Raw genomic sequence first — 14,499 nt, forward strand, 5'->3', positions numbered from 1 at the left:
GCAGAGGGCTGCTTTGCAATGCGCCCGTGGGTGATGGGCCCCTGCCTTCGCAGGGGCACGGCGGTTCTGTCATTGCCAGTTCATCCCGCGCCGCATAGCAAAGCGCCATGATCGTGCTTGCTCTCCTGACCGCCGTCGCCGACCCGCCGCAGCCGATCGCACGATGCGGCTATCGCATCGTTCAGAGCTACCCCCACGACACGACCAGCTTCACCCAAGGCCTGTTCTGGGACGGCGGCCATCTGTACGAAGCCACCGGCCAATATGGCCGCTCGCGCGTCGCACGGCTCGACCTCAAGACTGGCAAGGCAGTCGCCCAAACGAAGCTGCCCTCCAGCCAGTTCGGCGAAGGCATCACCCGCTGGCGCGACCAGATCATCGGCGTCACCTGGCAGGGCGGGGTCGGCAATCGCTGGCGGGTCAAGGATCTGAAGCCCGTCGGCAGTTTCAAATATGCGGGCGAGGGCTGGGGCGTCACGATGGTCGGGGACAGCCTGGTGCTGAGCGACGGCACGTCGCAGCTGCGCTTTTTTGACCCCGCGACGATGACCGAGCAAAAACGCGTCACCGTGCGGTTCGGCACCCGCCCATTGGCGATGCTCAACGAGCTGGAGACGATCGACGGCGAGATCTGGGCCAATGTCTGGATGACCGACATGATCGTGCGGATCGACCCCGCCAGCGGCGCGATCAAATCCTATGTCGACCTGTCGGGGCTGAAGGACCAAGCGGGCGCGTCGGGCGGCGATAGCGTCCTCAACGGCATCGCCTGGGATGCGCAGAAAAAGCGCCTGTTCGTGACAGGCAAATATTGGCCGAAGCTATACGAGATTGCGCTCGCAGACTGCAGTTAGCCGCCCAGCGCCTGTTCGATCCGCGCCGCCGCGGCGTCATAGACGCGCGTTTTCAATCCCGCGGTGATCGCGGGCGGGGTGCGGTCGGGATGGCCGCCGGCATAGGGCGGCGCGGGGTCATATTCGATTCCGAGCTGGATCGCCTGGGCCACCGCATCGCCATGCAGCCGCCCGATCAGCGTCAGCGCGAAATCGAGACCCGAGGTGACCCCGCCGCTGGTCACCAGATGGCCGTCCTCGACGATCCGCGCGCTCACGGGTTCGGCGCCAACCAGCGGTAGCAGATGCGCATAGGCCCAATGCGTCGTCGCGCGTTTGCCGGTCAGCAACCCGGCACGGCCGAGCAGGAAGGCGCCGGTGCAGACGCTGGTCACCCACCGCGCGCCCGCCGCCTGCTGCGCGATGAAAGCGATCGTCGCGGGATCGTTCAACGCCTCGGCAACCCCATGCCCGCCGGGGATGCACAGGATGTCGGCCCCCGGACAGCTGGCGAAATCGTCGGTCGGCAGGATCGCAAAGCCGCAGTCGGTGGTGATCGGATCGCGGCTTGCCGCGGCGCCGACCAGACGCGCGCCGGGCATCCGGCACAGCGCCTGCGCGGGCGCGGTGAAATCGAGCTGGGTGATGCCCGGAAAAAGCAGAAAGACGATGGTGGTGGTGGTGGTGGTGGTGGTGGTGGAGTCGGTCATGCGGATGTCCTTGCGCTGGCTATGGATCACCCAGGCGCGCGGCTCGCAATGGCGTCTTGGCCAGCCTCGCTTCCCGATGGGGCTCCATCTTCAGCGCCAGTCGCGAGGCCAGGAGAGAGTAACGCCGCGCGGCGCGAAGGGGAAGGCGCTATTTGTCCGTCTGCTCGGTCTTGTCTGCTGCCGACTGCTCGACCGCCGGTGCGGCGTCGCGGCTTTCGAGCATTTCGGCGGCATCGTCGAGCGCCTTTGCCTCGCTGACCGTCACCCCGCCAGGGCCGGGTTCGTTGTCGGTCCGACTGCAGGCGGACATCAGCGTCGCCGCCGCCAAAATCGCGACCAGTCCATAGCGGTGCATCGGCATCTCTCCCACGAAAAAGGGCTCCATCCGCGCGGGATGGAGCCCTTCCATAGTCGCACGCTCAGACGCGCGCCAACGACTTACTGCTTGTCGTTGGCTTCGGCCTTGGCGGTTTCTTCTGCGATCTTGTCGCCAGCCGCAGCGGCGGCGTCGCCGGCAGCGTTCACGGTGCCTTCGACGGCGTTGCCGGCATCGTCGGCAGCAGCAGCGGTGGCGTCGGCGGCGTCGGCCGCACCTTCGGCAACGGCATCGCCAGCGGCGGCGGCGTCGTCAGCAACGGCAGCGCCGGCTTCCGACGTTTCTTCCTGGGCCTTTTCCGAGCAGGCGGTCAGGCTGAAGGCCGCGGCGGCCATCGAAGCGATGAGGATCTTGCGCATGGGTAATTCCTTTCGAATAAAATGACCGTGCAAACGGCCATTGACGCAGAGAGTTAGCGGGGGATCAGGGGCTTGGCAATCAATAGCTTTTGCTGCCTGACCGCATCATATCTGTCCCCGAAAAGGACAAAGGGGCCGCCGGCGAACCGGCGACCCCCGTTGGTCCTCTGGCCAAATCGGCCGGAAAGACGCTTACTTCTTGGCTTCTTCCATCGCGCCCTTGGCGGCGTCGGTCGCTTCCTTGGCGGCGTCGGCAGCTTCGGTCGCCTTGTCGGCGGCAACGGCGGCGTCGCCAGCAGCAGCGGCATCGGCAGCGCCTTCGGCGGCCGCGCCAGCGGTAGCAGCAGCATCGGCAGCGCCCGAAGCGGCTTCCATCGCGCCGTCAGCGGCACCTTCGACGGTCGCTGCCGTGTCTTCGGTGGCAGCGGCGGTGTCGTCGGCAGCCTTTTCACCGCAAGCGGCGAGGCCCAGCGAGGCGGCAAGGACGAGCGACATGGTGAACGATTTTTTCATGTAGGAAACCCCTCTCGGTTAAAACGGATCGACCGGCACAGGAACAGATCGATCCCGAAATATGCCAATCGGGCGCAGAATTACTCGCTCACCAAATCGCGCGCAACGCCCTTTTTGCGCGAGCCAAGATGTTTTGTCGCAAACCTCGTCCAAGACGATCTGGCGTGGCGGAAATAGGGGTTCGAGGCTTGGTTGACCAGATATAAAGAAACCTTTATATCTGTTGTCATGAGCGAGCTGATCGACATCTTTCGGGCCTTGGCCGACCCGACGCGACTGCGAGTCGTCGCGTTGCTCCGCGAAATGGAGCTGGCGATTGGCGAACTCGCGGTCGTTCTCGACCAGAGCCAGCCGCGCGTGTCGCGCCACGTCCGTATCCTGGTCGAGGCGGGGATTGTCGAGCGGCGGCGCGAAGGGAGCTGGGTGTTCCTGCGGATCGCCAAGGGCGGACCGATCGCCGAGATCATCGGGCAGGCGGAGAAATGGCCATTTTCCGCACGCGAGGCGCTGGTCATCGCGCATGACGCGCGGCGCCTGGCGGCGGTGCGCGACGAACGCGCCGCGGTTGCTGCGCGCTATTTTGCCGAACATGCCGCCGAATGGGACGCGATCCGTTCGCGCCATGTCGCCGAAAGCGAGGTCGAGGCGGCGATGCTGGCGATGATGCACAATCGTCGGCTCGGCCATCTTCTCGACATCGGCACCGGCACCGGCCGGATGGCGGAGATATTTGCGCCGACGGCGCGCCGGATCACCGCGCTTGACCGCAGCCCCGAAATGCTGCGCATCGCGCGCGCCAAACTGGCCGGGCAGGCGATTCCGGTCGATCTGGTCCAGGGCGATTTCCTGCATTTGCCAGTGGGCGACGCCAGCGTCGACAGTATCGTCATCCATCAGGCGCTGCATTTCGCGCACGAGCCCGACCGGGTGATCGGCGAAGCGAGCCGGGTGCTGCGCGGCGGCGGCCATTTGCTGGTCGTCGATTTCGCACCGCATGAGGATGAAGATCTGCGCAACCTCGCGGCGCATGCGCGGCTCGGCTTTTCGGACGCTCAGATCCGTGGCTGGTTCGCTTCGGCAGGACTGCTGCTCGAAAACACCCAGACGCTCGAAGGCGGGGAGCTGGCGGTCAAACTATGGCTCGGCCGCCGTCGCAGCGATGAAGATCAACCGCCGGTCGCCCATGATGGCGACGCTCAGCAAAAAAGGCTTGCGGCATGACGTCGAATTTGAACTCGCTCGCGGAGGCGCGCCGCGCCGCGGCCTCACCGCTGTTCGCCAATCTGGACGGCGATATCGGCGTCAGCTTCGAATTTTTCCCTCCCAAGACCGACAAGATGGAAGCGCAGCTGTGGGACACGTTCCGCACCCTCGAACCTCTTGCGCCACGCTTTGTTTCGGTCACCTACGGTGCGGGCGGGTCGACACGCGAGCGCACCCATGCGACCGTCGCGCGCATCGCCGCGGAAAGCGCCGTGCCGCCCGCTGCGCACCTGACCTGTGTCGAGGCTTCGCGCGCCGAGATTGACGAGGTTGCAGCGGCCTATTGGGACGCCGGGGTGCGGCACATCGTCGCGCTGCGCGGTGACGTGCCGGGCGGGGCGCCATACAGCGCGCATCCGCAGGGCTATGCCAATGCGATCGAGCTGGTCGCGGGGCTCAAGGCGGTGGCGCCGTTCGAAATCTCGGTCGCCGCCTATCCCGAAACCCACCCCGATGCCGATTGTCCGCAGTCCGATCTCGACAATCTGAAGCGCAAGCTCGACGCCGGGGCGACGCGCGCGATCACCCAGTTTTTCTTCTCGCCCGACAGCTTCCTGCGCTTTCGCGACGCGGCGGCGGCGGCGGGGATCGACGCACCGATCATTCCGGGCATCCTGCCGGTGTCGAACGTGTCGCAGACGCGGCGCATCGCCGATATGTGCGGGACGGCGATCCCGGCGTGGATGGTGTCGCTGTTCGACGGGCTCGACGATCATCCCGCGGCGCGCCAGCTGGTGGCGGCGACCGTCGCTGCCGAAATGTGCCGCCGACTCTATGCCGGCGGCGTCCGTGATTTCCATTTCTACACCCTCAATCGCGCCGAACTCAGCTATGCCATATGTCATCTGCTCGGCCTGCGCCCTACCCCGACCGCAAAGGATCAAGCCGCATGAAAAGCGCACGCGAAGCTCTGCAAGCGGCCGGTCAAGAGCGTATTCTGCTCACCGACGGCGCGTTCGGGACCGAGATCCAGAACTGGAAGCTGGCCGAAGCGGATTATGCCGGGTCGCTTGGGCTGAGCCATGATCAGAAGGGCAACAACGACATCCTCGCGATCACCAAGCCCGAGGTGCCGGAGACGATTACGCGCGCCTATCTCGACGCCGGATCGGACATCGTCTCGACCAACACCTTCTCGGCCAATATCATCAGTCAGGCTGATTATGGCGCCGAACATCTGGTCCGCGCGATCAACGTCGAAAGCGCCAAGATCGCGCGGCGGCTGGCCGACGAATATGCTGCAAAGGACGGGCGGCCGCGCTTTGTCGCCGGAGCGATCGGGCCGACCAACAAAACCTTGTCGTTGTCGCCTGACGTCAACGACCCCGGTTTTCGCGAGATCGACTTCGACTATCTCAAGGCCGTCTATCTGGAGCAGGTCGTGGCGCTGGCCGAGGGCGGCGCAGACTTCATCCTGATCGAGACGATCTTCGACACGCTGAATGCCAAGGCGGGCATCGCCGCGACGCTGGAGGCCGAAGCGACGGTCGGGCGCGAATTGCCGCTGATGATCTCGATGACGCTGACCGACCTGTCGGGTCGCAATCTGTCGGGGCATACGGTCGAGGCGTTCTGGTACGCGGTGCGCCATGCCAAACCGCTGACGATCGGTCTGAACTGCTCGTTCGGCGCCGCTCAGCTGCGCCCGCATGTGAAAGTGCTGTCGGACATCGCCGATGCACTGGTGATGGTCTATCCTAACGCTGGCCTACCCAACGAGCTGGGTGAATATGACGAGATGCCCGACACCACCGCGGGGCTGGTTCGCGAATGGGCCGAGCATGGCCAGGTCAATATTCTGGGCGGTTGCTGCGGTTCGACCCCGGCGCATATCGCGGCGATGGCGAAGGCGGTCGCTGGGTTGCCTGCGCGGCAGGTTCCGCAGGTGCCGGTGCGGACGCGGTTGGCCGGGCTGGAGCCATTCACGATGGCGGCATAACGCCCAAACATCCGTTCGTGTCGAGCGAAGTCGAGACACGTTCAGGGCTCAGCGTCGCGTGGACGTTTCTCGACTTCGATCGAAACGAACGGAATTATAGTGTCATCTGCCGCCGCCTCCGCCACCAACTTCGTCAATATCGGCGAGCGCACCAACGTCACCGGATCGGCGGCGTTCAAGAAGCTGATCCTCGCCGACGACTATGCCGCGGCGGTCGAAGTCGCGCGCCAGCAGGTCGAGAACGGCGCGCAGATCATCGACGTCAACATGGACGAAGGCCTGCTCGACGCCGAATATGCAATGACCACCTTCCTCAAGCTCATCGCCGCCGAGCCCGACATCGCGCGGGTGCCGGTGATGATCGACAGCTCGAAATGGAGCGTCATTGAGGCGGGTCTCAAATGCGTTCCGGGCAAACCGATCGTCAATTCGATCAGCATGAAGGAGGGCGAGGCGCCCTTCCTCGAACACGCCCGCAAGTGCATGGCTTACGGCGCTGCGGTGGTCGTGATGGCGTTCGACGAGGTCGGCCAAGCCGACACGATGGAACGCAAGATCGAGATTTGCGAGCGCGCCTACAAGCTGCTGATGACCATCGGCTTTCCGCCCGAAGACATCATCTTCGATCCCAATGTGTTCGCAGTCGCCACCGGCCTTGAAGAGCATGACAATTATGCGGTCGATTTCATCGAGGCGGTGAAGGTGATCCGCGTCCGCTGTCCACACGTCCATTTTTCGGGCGGGCTATCGAACCTGTCGTTCGGGTTCCGTGGCAACGAGACGGTGCGCCGCGCGATGCACAGCGTCTTCCTTTATCACGCGATCCCCGCCGGGCTCGACATGGCGATCGTCAACGCGGGTCAGCTCGACGTATACGATACGATCGATCCCGAATTGCGCGAGGCGTGCGAAGATGTCGTGCTCAACCGTAAAAAGGACGGCGAGGCCGAAAGCCCGACCGAACGGCTGATCGCGCTCGCCGAACGCTATAAGGGCAGCAATCCGGCGCAGGAAAAGGCCGCCGAGGAATGGCGCGGCTGGCCGGTCGCCAAGCGGCTCGAACATGCGCTGGTCAAGGGCATCGACGCCTATGTCGTCGACGACACGGAAGAAATGCGCCAGTTGATGCCGCGCCCGATCGAGGTGATCGAAGGCCCGCTGATGGACGGCATGAACGTCGTCGGCGACCTGTTCGGGTCGGGCAAGATGTTCCTGCCGCAGGTCGTCAAATCGGCGCGCGTGATGAAGAAAGCCGTCGCGCATTTGCTCCCCTTCATCGAGGCCTCGAAAGAGCCGGGCGCGAAGGGCAAGGGCAAGGTCGTGATGGCGACCGTCAAGGGCGACGTCCACGACATCGGCAAGAACATCGTCGGCGTCGTGCTGCAATGTAACGGGTTCGAGATTATCGACCTCGGCGTCATGGTGCCGTGGTCGAAGATCCTGGAGGCAGCGAACGAGAATGATGCAGACATGATCGGTCTCAGCGGCCTCATCACCCCCTCGCTCGACGAGATGGTGACGGTGGCCGAAGAAATGCAGCGCGCGGGCATGACGATGCCGCTGCTGATCGGCGGCGCGACGACGTCAAAGGTTCACACGGCGCTGCGTATCGATCCCGCCTATCAGGGGCCGGTGCTGCACGTCCTAGACGCCAGCCGCGCGGTCGGCGTCGCAACCGCCCTGGTCAGCGACACCGGGCGCGAAGCCTATGTCGGCGGATATAAGGACGATTACGCGCACATCCGCGACGTGCGCGCTGGCAAGGGTCAGAGCGTCCTCCATACGCTGGAGGAGGCGCGCGCCAATTATTACGACGCCTATCTCAGCGACAAACCGGCGCCGCCCTTGCAGCCCGGGCTGCACCGCTTCGACGACTGGTCGCTCGAAGATTTGCTCGAATGCATCGACTGGACGCCCTTTTTCCGCGCGTGGGAATTGCACGGCACCTGGCCATCGATCCTGACCGACGAGGTCGTCGGCGAGACGGCGGTGGCGCTGAAGGCCGACGCTGATGCGATGCTCGACCAGCTGATCGCTGAAAAATGGCTGACCGCCCGCGGCGTCTGCGCCTTCTGGCCGTGCGCGCGCGATGGCGACGATGTGACGATCCACCTTGCCGAGGAGGAACGCCATGTGACGCTGCCGTTTCTGCGCCAGCAGATCAAGAAAAGCCGCGACCGCGCCAATATGTGCCTCGCCGACTTCATCGATCCGGCGGGCGATTGGATCGGCGGCTTTGCGGTCGGCATCCACGGTATCGAGCCGCATTCGGAACGCTTCCGCGCCGACAAGGACGATTATTCGGACATCCTGCTGAAAGCCTTGGCCGATAGGTTTGCCGAGGCGTTCGCCGAGCGGCTGCACCAGCATGTCCGCACGACCCTCTGGGGCTATGCGCCCGGCGAGCAACTGACCAACGAGGCGCTGATCAAGGAAGAATATCGCGGCATCCGTCCGGCGCCCGGCTATCCCGCCTGCCCCGACCACAGTCTGAAACCGATCCTGTTCGATCTGCTGGCGGCGGGAGAAAATGCGGGACTGGTACTCACCGAAAGCTTTGCGATGTTGCCGACCGCGGCGGTCAGCGGCTTTTATTTCGGCCATCCCGAAAGTCAGTATTTCGGCGTTGCGCGGATCGGCAGCGACCAGCTGGAAGACTATGCGACGCGTCGCGGCGTCGATCTGGAAACCGCGACGCGCTGGCTGCGGCCCAATCTGGACTAGCCCATGCTTCGTCACCTCGGACTTGATCCGGGGTCCATGGACGCTGCGGTCGAAGATGGACCCAGGATCAAGTCCGGGGTGACGATGGTTTAATATCTCGCGGCGGTGACGTCCGACAACGGGACACGCCCACGGTTAACCAGCTTCGCCAACGACTGGCGCCGCAAAAACCGCTATAGCCCGCCGATGCTCAAGTCCCTTTTCCGTCGGCCGCTGCTGCCGCTGCTCGCCCTGCCGCTGTTGTTCGCGCCAGCGCCACTCCCCGCGCAGATCGCTGGCGCTCCCTACAGCGTCGATGGCCGCAGCTTCGGGCGGTTGCAGGATGCGGTCGATTCCATTGGCGAGGGCACGGGAACGATCAGCATCGCGGCCGGCTATCACCGCGACTGCGCGGTGCAGACCGCGGGCCGCATCGCGTTTGTCGCCGCAGAGCCCGGCCGCGCGATCTTTGACGGCGTGGCGTGCGAGGGCAAGGCCGCGCTGGTGCTGCGCGGCGCGGGCGCGCGGGTCGATGGACTGGTGTTCCAGAATATGCGCGTTCCCGACGGCAATGGCGCGGGCATCCGCCTCGAACAAAGCGACCTCGACGTCGTCAACAGCCTGTTCCGCGGCAGCGAGGAAGGCATTTTGACCGCCGACGATTCCGATGCGACGCTGACCATCGACCGCTCGACCTTCTCGCGCCTCGGTCGCTGCGACCGGGGCCTCAGTTGCGCACACAGCGTCTACACCGGCCTGTATGGCCGCGTCGTCGTCACCCGCACCCGCTTCGAAAAGGGCAGCGGCGGCCATTATCTCAAGACCCGCGCGATCACCGTCGACGTCAACGATAACAGTTTCGACGACACGCAGGGGACGGGGACCAACTATATGATCGACCTGCCGTCGGGATCGGTCGGGCGGATCGCGAACAATCTGTTCATCCAGGGCCGCGACAAGGAAAATTATTCGGCGCTGATCGCGGTTGCGGCCGAGGAGCGCAAGAATCCGTCGCGCGGCCTGTCGATCACCGGCAACCGCGCCAGCCTGCCCGCGGGCCTGGACCGCAAATCGGTGTTTGTCGCCGACTGGAGCGGCGAGGCGCTGGCGATCGGCGCGAATGAGCTCGGCGCGGGGCTGACGCGGTTCGAGAAGCGGTAGGCATCCCCTCAACCCGTTCGTCCTGAGGAGCCATTGAGCTTGTCGAAATGGCGTCTCGAAAGAGGCAGCCGTGGTGCCTAATCCTTCGAGACGGGCCTTCGGCAAGGCTCAGTCCCTCCTCAGGACGAACGGATCAGGGAGGAAGGCGTCAGGCTTCCCCGCGCGTTTCGATCAGCGACGCTGCCAGCGCTTCGGCGGGAGACTTGCCGCCCCACAGCACGAACTGGAACACCGGATAAAAGCGCTCGCATTCGTCGATCGCGCTTTCGATCAGCGTTTCGGTCATGTCGAGCGCCAGCGAACCATCGCTGCCCAGCAGCATCCCGTGGCGGAACAATATCGTCCCGCTGTTCGACCACAGCTCGAAATGCCCCAGCCACAATTGTTCGTTGATCAGCGCCAGCGCCTCATGCGCCACGGCGCGTTTTTCCTCGACGACGCGGATGTCGGGAAAGGCGAGCAGCTGGATGACGCCGTCGTCGGCGCGCCACACCGCGCGTAGTTCATAGGCGGTCCAGCTACCCTGCGCGGTCGCGACGATCTCGTCCTCGCCGACCATTTCGTGCGGCCAGTCGTGCGCGGCAAAATAGGATGCCAGCATGTCCATCGGGGCGGCGTCCTGGCCGTCTTCGTCGTCGTAGATATCGTCGCTCATCGGGGCGCTTTAGCGGGTGTTGTCCTGCGACGCGAGTCATAGACCGCCCAAAACCGTCGCCCCCGCGAAGGCGGGGGCCGCCATCGGCCTAGCTTAAGGTTGCCAGCGGCCCCCGCCTTCGCGGGGGCGACGTCTTACTTTGCCTTGGGCGCTGGCTTGGACTTGGGCGCAGCTGCCGCCTTCGGTGCCGCAGCCTTTGCCGTAGCAGCAGGCTTTGCCGCGCCTTCCAGCTTATCGAGCCGTGCCTTCAGCGCTTCGGTTTCAGCGCGCGCCGTCGCGGCCATTTGCTTTACCGCTTCGAATTCCTCGCGGCTGACGAAATCCATCCGGCCGACCCATTCCTTGGCGCGTTCGCGCATCGCGGCTTCGGCCTCACGGCCGGCGCCCGCGACGGTTCCGGCCACGCCGTTCACCATCTTGGCCAGATCGTCGAAAAAGCGGTTCTCGCTCTGCATCTTAACTTCCTTCGTCGGGAGACATCCCTTGCCGTCACCCTATCTGGGTGCTGGCGGCGGTGGGGACAAGGGTTTCAGCGTCGGGATTGCGCTGATCGATCTGGAAATTCAGGATCGATGCGAAGCTCAGCCAGACCATATAGGGCACGAGCAGCCACGCCGCCGCCTTGCGGATCGGGGCAAAGGCAAAGGTGGTCGCGATCGTCGTCAGCAGGATGAAGATGATCAGGTACAGCGCGCTGGTCACCTGATATTGACCGAAAAACAGCGGCGACCAGGCAAAATTGGCGATCAACTGGACAAAGAACAATGTCAGCGCCAGCCCGCGCCCCTTGGCGCCGCGCGCGTGCAGGATCATCGCCAGCGCCAGCCCGAGCATGATGTAAAGGATCGGCCAGACCACCCCGAACACCCAGCCTGGCGGGGTAATCGCGGGCAGGTCGAGCGACGCGAACCAGCGATTGCCGTAACCGCTGTTCGACAGCACCCCCATCAGGCTGCCGATCAGGACGATCGCGGGGACTGTCACCATCGCCCAGCGGAGATACGACATGCGAAGCTGGCCCGGTGTAGCGATCTCGGTCATGCACATGGTCCTTTGCGCGGGAATCGGCTGATGTCGGGTGTCGCGGCGGGCGGGGCTGGCGTCAAGCCGCTGCTTTGACCGCGGCAATCAGAAATTCGACATTGCCCTCCGGCCCGGTGATCGGGCTTTCGACCGTTTCAACGACCGTCCAGCCATTCTGTTCCAGCCAGTCGCGCACATCGCCGCACACCCGGGCATGGACCGCGGCGTCGCGCACGACCCCTTTTTTGCCGACCTCGTGCCGTTCGGCCTCGAACTGCGGCTTGATCAGCGCGACGATGCGCGCGCCGGGTTTCGCGAAGGACATCGGCACCGGCAGCACTTTGGCCAGCGCGATGAAGCTGGCGTCGCACACGATCAGGTCGACGGGTTCGGGGATGTGCGCGGCGGTCAGGATGCGCGCGCTCGTCTGTTCGTGGACGACCACGCGGTCGTCCTGACGCAGCTTCCACGCCAGCTGGTTGGTCCCCGAATCGACCGCATAAACCTGCGCCGCGCCGCGGCTGAGCAGCACGTCGGTAAAGCCGCCCGTCGACGATCCGACATCGATCGCCACCGCGCCGGTCACATCCCAGCCGAGATGCGTCAGCGCATGATCGAGCTTGATGCCGCCGCGCGACACCCATGGATGGTCGCGGCCCTTGACGCTGATGTCGGCATCGGCGGCGAGCTGCTGTCCCGCCTTGTCGACCTTGCGGTCGCCGATAAACGCCAGGCCAGCGAGGATCAGCGCCTGCGCGCGCGTCCGGCTTTCGGCGAGGCCACGATCGACGAGCAATTGGTCGGCGCGAACCTTGGCCATCAGCGGCCCGCCTGTTCGACAAGTATCCCCGGCGTCAATATCTGCGGCAGAATTTCGGGCTTCGCCGCCCCTGGCGCGTACCACAGATACAGCGGCACGCTGTTGCGGCCATGTTCGGCCAGCGTGCGCGTGATCACCGGATCGCCGTTCGTCCAGTCGCCGACCAGTGTGACGACACCCGCCTTGTCGAACGCCGCCTGCACCGCCTCGCGATTGATCGCCGCCGCCTCGTTCGCCTTGCACGACAGGCACCAGTCGGCGGTGAAATAGACGAACACCGGTTTACCGGTCGCGCGCGCCTTTGCGAGCGCATCGCCGGCAAAGGTCGCACCGCTCGCGGCTGTCGTGCGTTCGGCGTCGGCAACTTCCGCAACCGTTCCTGCCAGACTGCCGACGAACAGCACCCCCGCGGCGATCAGCAGCCACGACCGCCGGTCGCCGCGCTGCATCGCGCCATAATGGGTGAGCAGCACCAGTGCCATGGTGACCGCAACGATCGGCCAGATCAGCTGCGATCCGCTGCCCAATTGCCGCCACAGCAGCCACGCCAGCGCGAGCGCGGTGAGCCCCATCGGCAGCGCCATCCATTTGCGAAAGCGGTCCATCCATGGCCCCGGCTTGGGCAGCCGGTTGCGCAGCGCCGGAACGAACCCGACCGCAAGGAAAGGCAGGGCGAGGCCGAACCCAAGACCGCCAAAGATCGGCAGCGCCGCCCAAATCGGCAGGACCAGCGTTGCGCCCAGCGCGGCTCCGAGCAGCGGGCCGCTGCACGGCGTCGCGACAAAGGCGGCCAGCGCCCCGGTCCAGAAACCGCCCGCCGCGCCCTCCTTGCCCGCCAGCGCCTGCCCGCCGCCGAACGACGGCAGGTCGTAGGCGCCGAGCAGGTTGAGCGTGATCGCGAGGGCAAGGATCAGCAGCGCGAGGACACTGACCGGATGCTGCAACTGAAACGCCCAGCCGACCTGCTCGCCCGCCGCGCGCAGCGCCAGCAACGCGCCGCCCAGCAGCAGCGCGGTGACGATCGCCCCCGCGGTATAGGCCAGCGCCTCGACCTTTGCCGACCGCGCATCGCCGCCTGAGCGGGCGAGGCTCAGCGCCTTCAGGCTCAGGATCGGAAAGACGCAGGGCATCAGGTTGAGGATCAGCCCGCCCAGGATTGCCCCGCCCAGCGCGGTCCAGAACAGCCCCATGTCGGTAGCGTCGATCGCGCCCGCCGGTCCGGCGATCGTCTCGCCCGCGGCAGGCACTGTGCCGGGCGCGAACCGCACCGAGAGCCCGCGGCCCTCGCCCAGCTTGAGCAGCGCCGCCACCGGCCCAACTGCCTCGCCCTTGGCGCGCGTCTCTACGATGATGAAATCGCCGTTGCGGCTGAACGCTTGCGGCGCCGCATAATCGACCAGATTTTGCGTCTCGGCGAACAGATAGGGCGCATCGAGCGCCGACCCGGCGGGCAGCGGGATCGCAAAGCGCACCTTGTCGCCGCGCCGCTCCCAAGTGCCGCCGCGGTCGAGCGGCTGCGGGATCAGCGCGCGCCAGCCGTCGAAGCGGGAGCGTGATGCGGCGGCAACGCTGCCGTCCGCCGCCTTCAGCGCCACCGAGACGACCGCCCGTTCGGGCACGCACACCTTGTCGGTGCAGGCGAGCCAGTTGGCGACCCCCGACAGCGTCAGGTCGGTGCCGGGCGCAACGCTCTTGTCGATGCGAACATCAGCGAGCAGCGCATAGGGGTGCTCATAGACATGGTTCATCATGCCGAACAGGACCAGCGGTTCGGGGACCGGATAACGGAAGGGCGCGACGGTGACGCCCTCGGGCGCATTCCATTCGATCGACAGCCCGAAACCGGCGTCGCCGCCGTTGATCCAATAGCCGTGCCAACCCGCGTCGGGGGCCATCGTCAGCGCCAGGGTGGTCGCGCCGCCGGGCGCGGGGGCAGCAGATTCGGCGACGAGTTTTGGCTGGATATGCGTCGATTGCGCCCTCGCCGGGCCCAGCGCGAGCAGCGCGAACGCCAGCAGCACCAGCACCGCGCGCCACAGCATTGTCACAAAAACGTCTTTGCCGCGATCCATGCCCGTTCCGCTGTCATCCATCTCTCGAGGCTTGCCATATAGGCGGCTTTCGTCGAGAGGACAGCCCGCGCT

General features: G+C 65.4%; 15 protein-coding genes and 1 riboswitch. Of the genes, 6 read left to right on the top strand and 9 right to left on the bottom strand.

Annotation, left to right across the window (positions count from 1 at the left end):
* Nucleotides 1–107 precede the first annotated feature (107 nt).
* Nucleotides 108–854 (top strand): glutaminyl-peptide cyclotransferase, encoded by a 747-nt coding sequence (locus J2X44_RS06245; RefSeq protein WP_310088666.1) that lies wholly within the window; start codon nt 108–110, stop codon nt 852–854.
* On the opposite strand, the gene J2X44_RS06250 is transcribed toward J2X44_RS06245, so the two are convergent.
* The 4 genes from J2X44_RS06250 to J2X44_RS06265 form a co-directional block, all read right to left on the bottom strand.
* A complete protein-coding gene (locus J2X44_RS06250) occupies nt 851–1,543 on the bottom strand; it encodes a DJ-1/PfpI family protein (RefSeq protein WP_310088667.1) in 693 nt (230 codons plus the stop codon). The two genes, J2X44_RS06245 and J2X44_RS06250, sit on opposite strands and share 4 nt — an antisense overlap.
* Before the next feature lie 21 nt (nt 1,544–1,564).
* Nucleotides 1,565–1,657: riboswitch (ZMP/ZTP riboswitch) on the bottom strand.
* 34 nt (nt 1,658–1,691) lie between these two features.
* Nucleotides 1,692–1,898 carry a hypothetical protein gene (locus J2X44_RS06255; RefSeq protein WP_310088668.1) on the bottom strand — a complete coding sequence of 69 codons (207 nt, stop codon included), beginning with the start codon at nt 1,896–1,898 and terminating at the stop codon, nt 1,692–1,694.
* Nucleotides 1,899–1,981: 83 nt separating this feature from the next.
* Nucleotides 1,982–2,278 (bottom strand): entericidin EcnAB, encoded by a 297-nt coding sequence (locus J2X44_RS06260; protein WP_137754470.1) that lies wholly within the window; start codon nt 2,276–2,278, stop codon nt 1,982–1,984.
* A gap of 192 nt (nt 2,279–2,470) precedes the next feature.
* Nucleotides 2,471–2,791: a hypothetical protein gene (locus tag J2X44_RS06265; protein ID WP_310088669.1), complete on the bottom strand. Its 321-nt coding sequence runs from the start codon at nt 2,789–2,791 to the stop codon at nt 2,471–2,473.
* 228 nt (nt 2,792–3,019) lie between these two features.
* Between J2X44_RS06265 and J2X44_RS06270 the strand changes: the two genes are divergently transcribed.
* The 5 genes from J2X44_RS06270 (at nt 3,020) to J2X44_RS06290 (ending at nt 9,857) form a co-directional block, all read left to right on the top strand.
* The gene (locus tag J2X44_RS06270; RefSeq protein ID WP_310088670.1) at nt 3,020–4,012 is read left to right on the top strand and encodes a metalloregulator ArsR/SmtB family transcription factor; all 993 of its coding nucleotides are present in this window, start codon (nt 3,020–3,022) and stop codon (nt 4,010–4,012) included.
* Nucleotides 4,009–4,947 (top strand): methylenetetrahydrofolate reductase, encoded by a 939-nt coding sequence (gene metF, locus J2X44_RS06275; RefSeq protein WP_310088671.1) that lies wholly within the window; start codon nt 4,009–4,011, stop codon nt 4,945–4,947. The genes J2X44_RS06270 and metF overlap by 4 nt, the downstream gene beginning before the upstream one ends.
* Nucleotides 4,944–5,993 carry a homocysteine S-methyltransferase family protein gene (locus J2X44_RS06280; protein ID WP_310088672.1) on the top strand — a complete coding sequence of 350 codons (1,050 nt, stop codon included), beginning with the start codon at nt 4,944–4,946 and terminating at the stop codon, nt 5,991–5,993. The genes metF and J2X44_RS06280 overlap by 4 nt, the downstream gene beginning before the upstream one ends.
* Nucleotides 5,994–6,092: 99 nt before the next feature.
* The gene (gene metH, locus J2X44_RS06285; protein WP_310088673.1) at nt 6,093–8,717 is read left to right on the top strand and encodes a methionine synthase; all 2,625 of its coding nucleotides are present in this window, start codon (nt 6,093–6,095) and stop codon (nt 8,715–8,717) included.
* A gap of 186 nt (nt 8,718–8,903) precedes the next feature.
* The gene (locus J2X44_RS06290; protein ID WP_310088674.1) at nt 8,904–9,857 is read left to right on the top strand and encodes a right-handed parallel beta-helix repeat-containing protein; all 954 of its coding nucleotides are present in this window, start codon (nt 8,904–8,906) and stop codon (nt 9,855–9,857) included.
* A gap of 148 nt (nt 9,858–10,005) precedes the next feature.
* Here the strand turns inward: J2X44_RS06290 and J2X44_RS06295 are convergent, their stop codons facing one another.
* The 5 genes from J2X44_RS06295 to J2X44_RS06315 form a co-directional block, all read right to left on the bottom strand.
* Nucleotides 10,006–10,512: a YbjN domain-containing protein gene (locus tag J2X44_RS06295; RefSeq protein ID WP_310088675.1), complete on the bottom strand. Its 507-nt coding sequence runs from the start codon at nt 10,510–10,512 to the stop codon at nt 10,006–10,008.
* A gap of 134 nt (nt 10,513–10,646) precedes the next feature.
* Nucleotides 10,647–10,967, bottom strand: a complete 321-nt coding sequence (locus tag J2X44_RS06300) for an accessory factor UbiK family protein (protein WP_310088676.1) — start codon at nt 10,965–10,967, stop codon at nt 10,647–10,649.
* 34 nt (nt 10,968–11,001) lie between these two features.
* Nucleotides 11,002–11,553, bottom strand: coding sequence for a TspO/MBR family protein (locus tag J2X44_RS06305; protein ID WP_310088677.1), 552 nt, complete (start codon nt 11,551–11,553; stop codon nt 11,002–11,004).
* Nucleotides 11,554–11,614: 61 nt separating this feature from the next.
* Complete coding sequence (locus J2X44_RS06310; protein WP_310088678.1) at nt 11,615–12,355, bottom strand: TlyA family RNA methyltransferase; 741 nt, start codon at nt 12,353–12,355, stop codon at nt 11,615–11,617.
* Nucleotides 12,355–14,427, bottom strand: coding sequence for a protein-disulfide reductase DsbD family protein (locus J2X44_RS06315; RefSeq protein ID WP_405053395.1), 2,073 nt, complete (start codon nt 14,425–14,427; stop codon nt 12,355–12,357). Before J2X44_RS06315 ends, J2X44_RS06310 begins: the two co-directional genes overlap by 1 nt.
* Nucleotides 14,428–14,499 lie beyond the last annotated feature (72 nt).

Source organism: Sphingopyxis sp. BE259, from assembly GCF_031457495.1.
GTDB lineage: Bacteria > Pseudomonadota > Alphaproteobacteria > Sphingomonadales > Sphingomonadaceae > Sphingopyxis.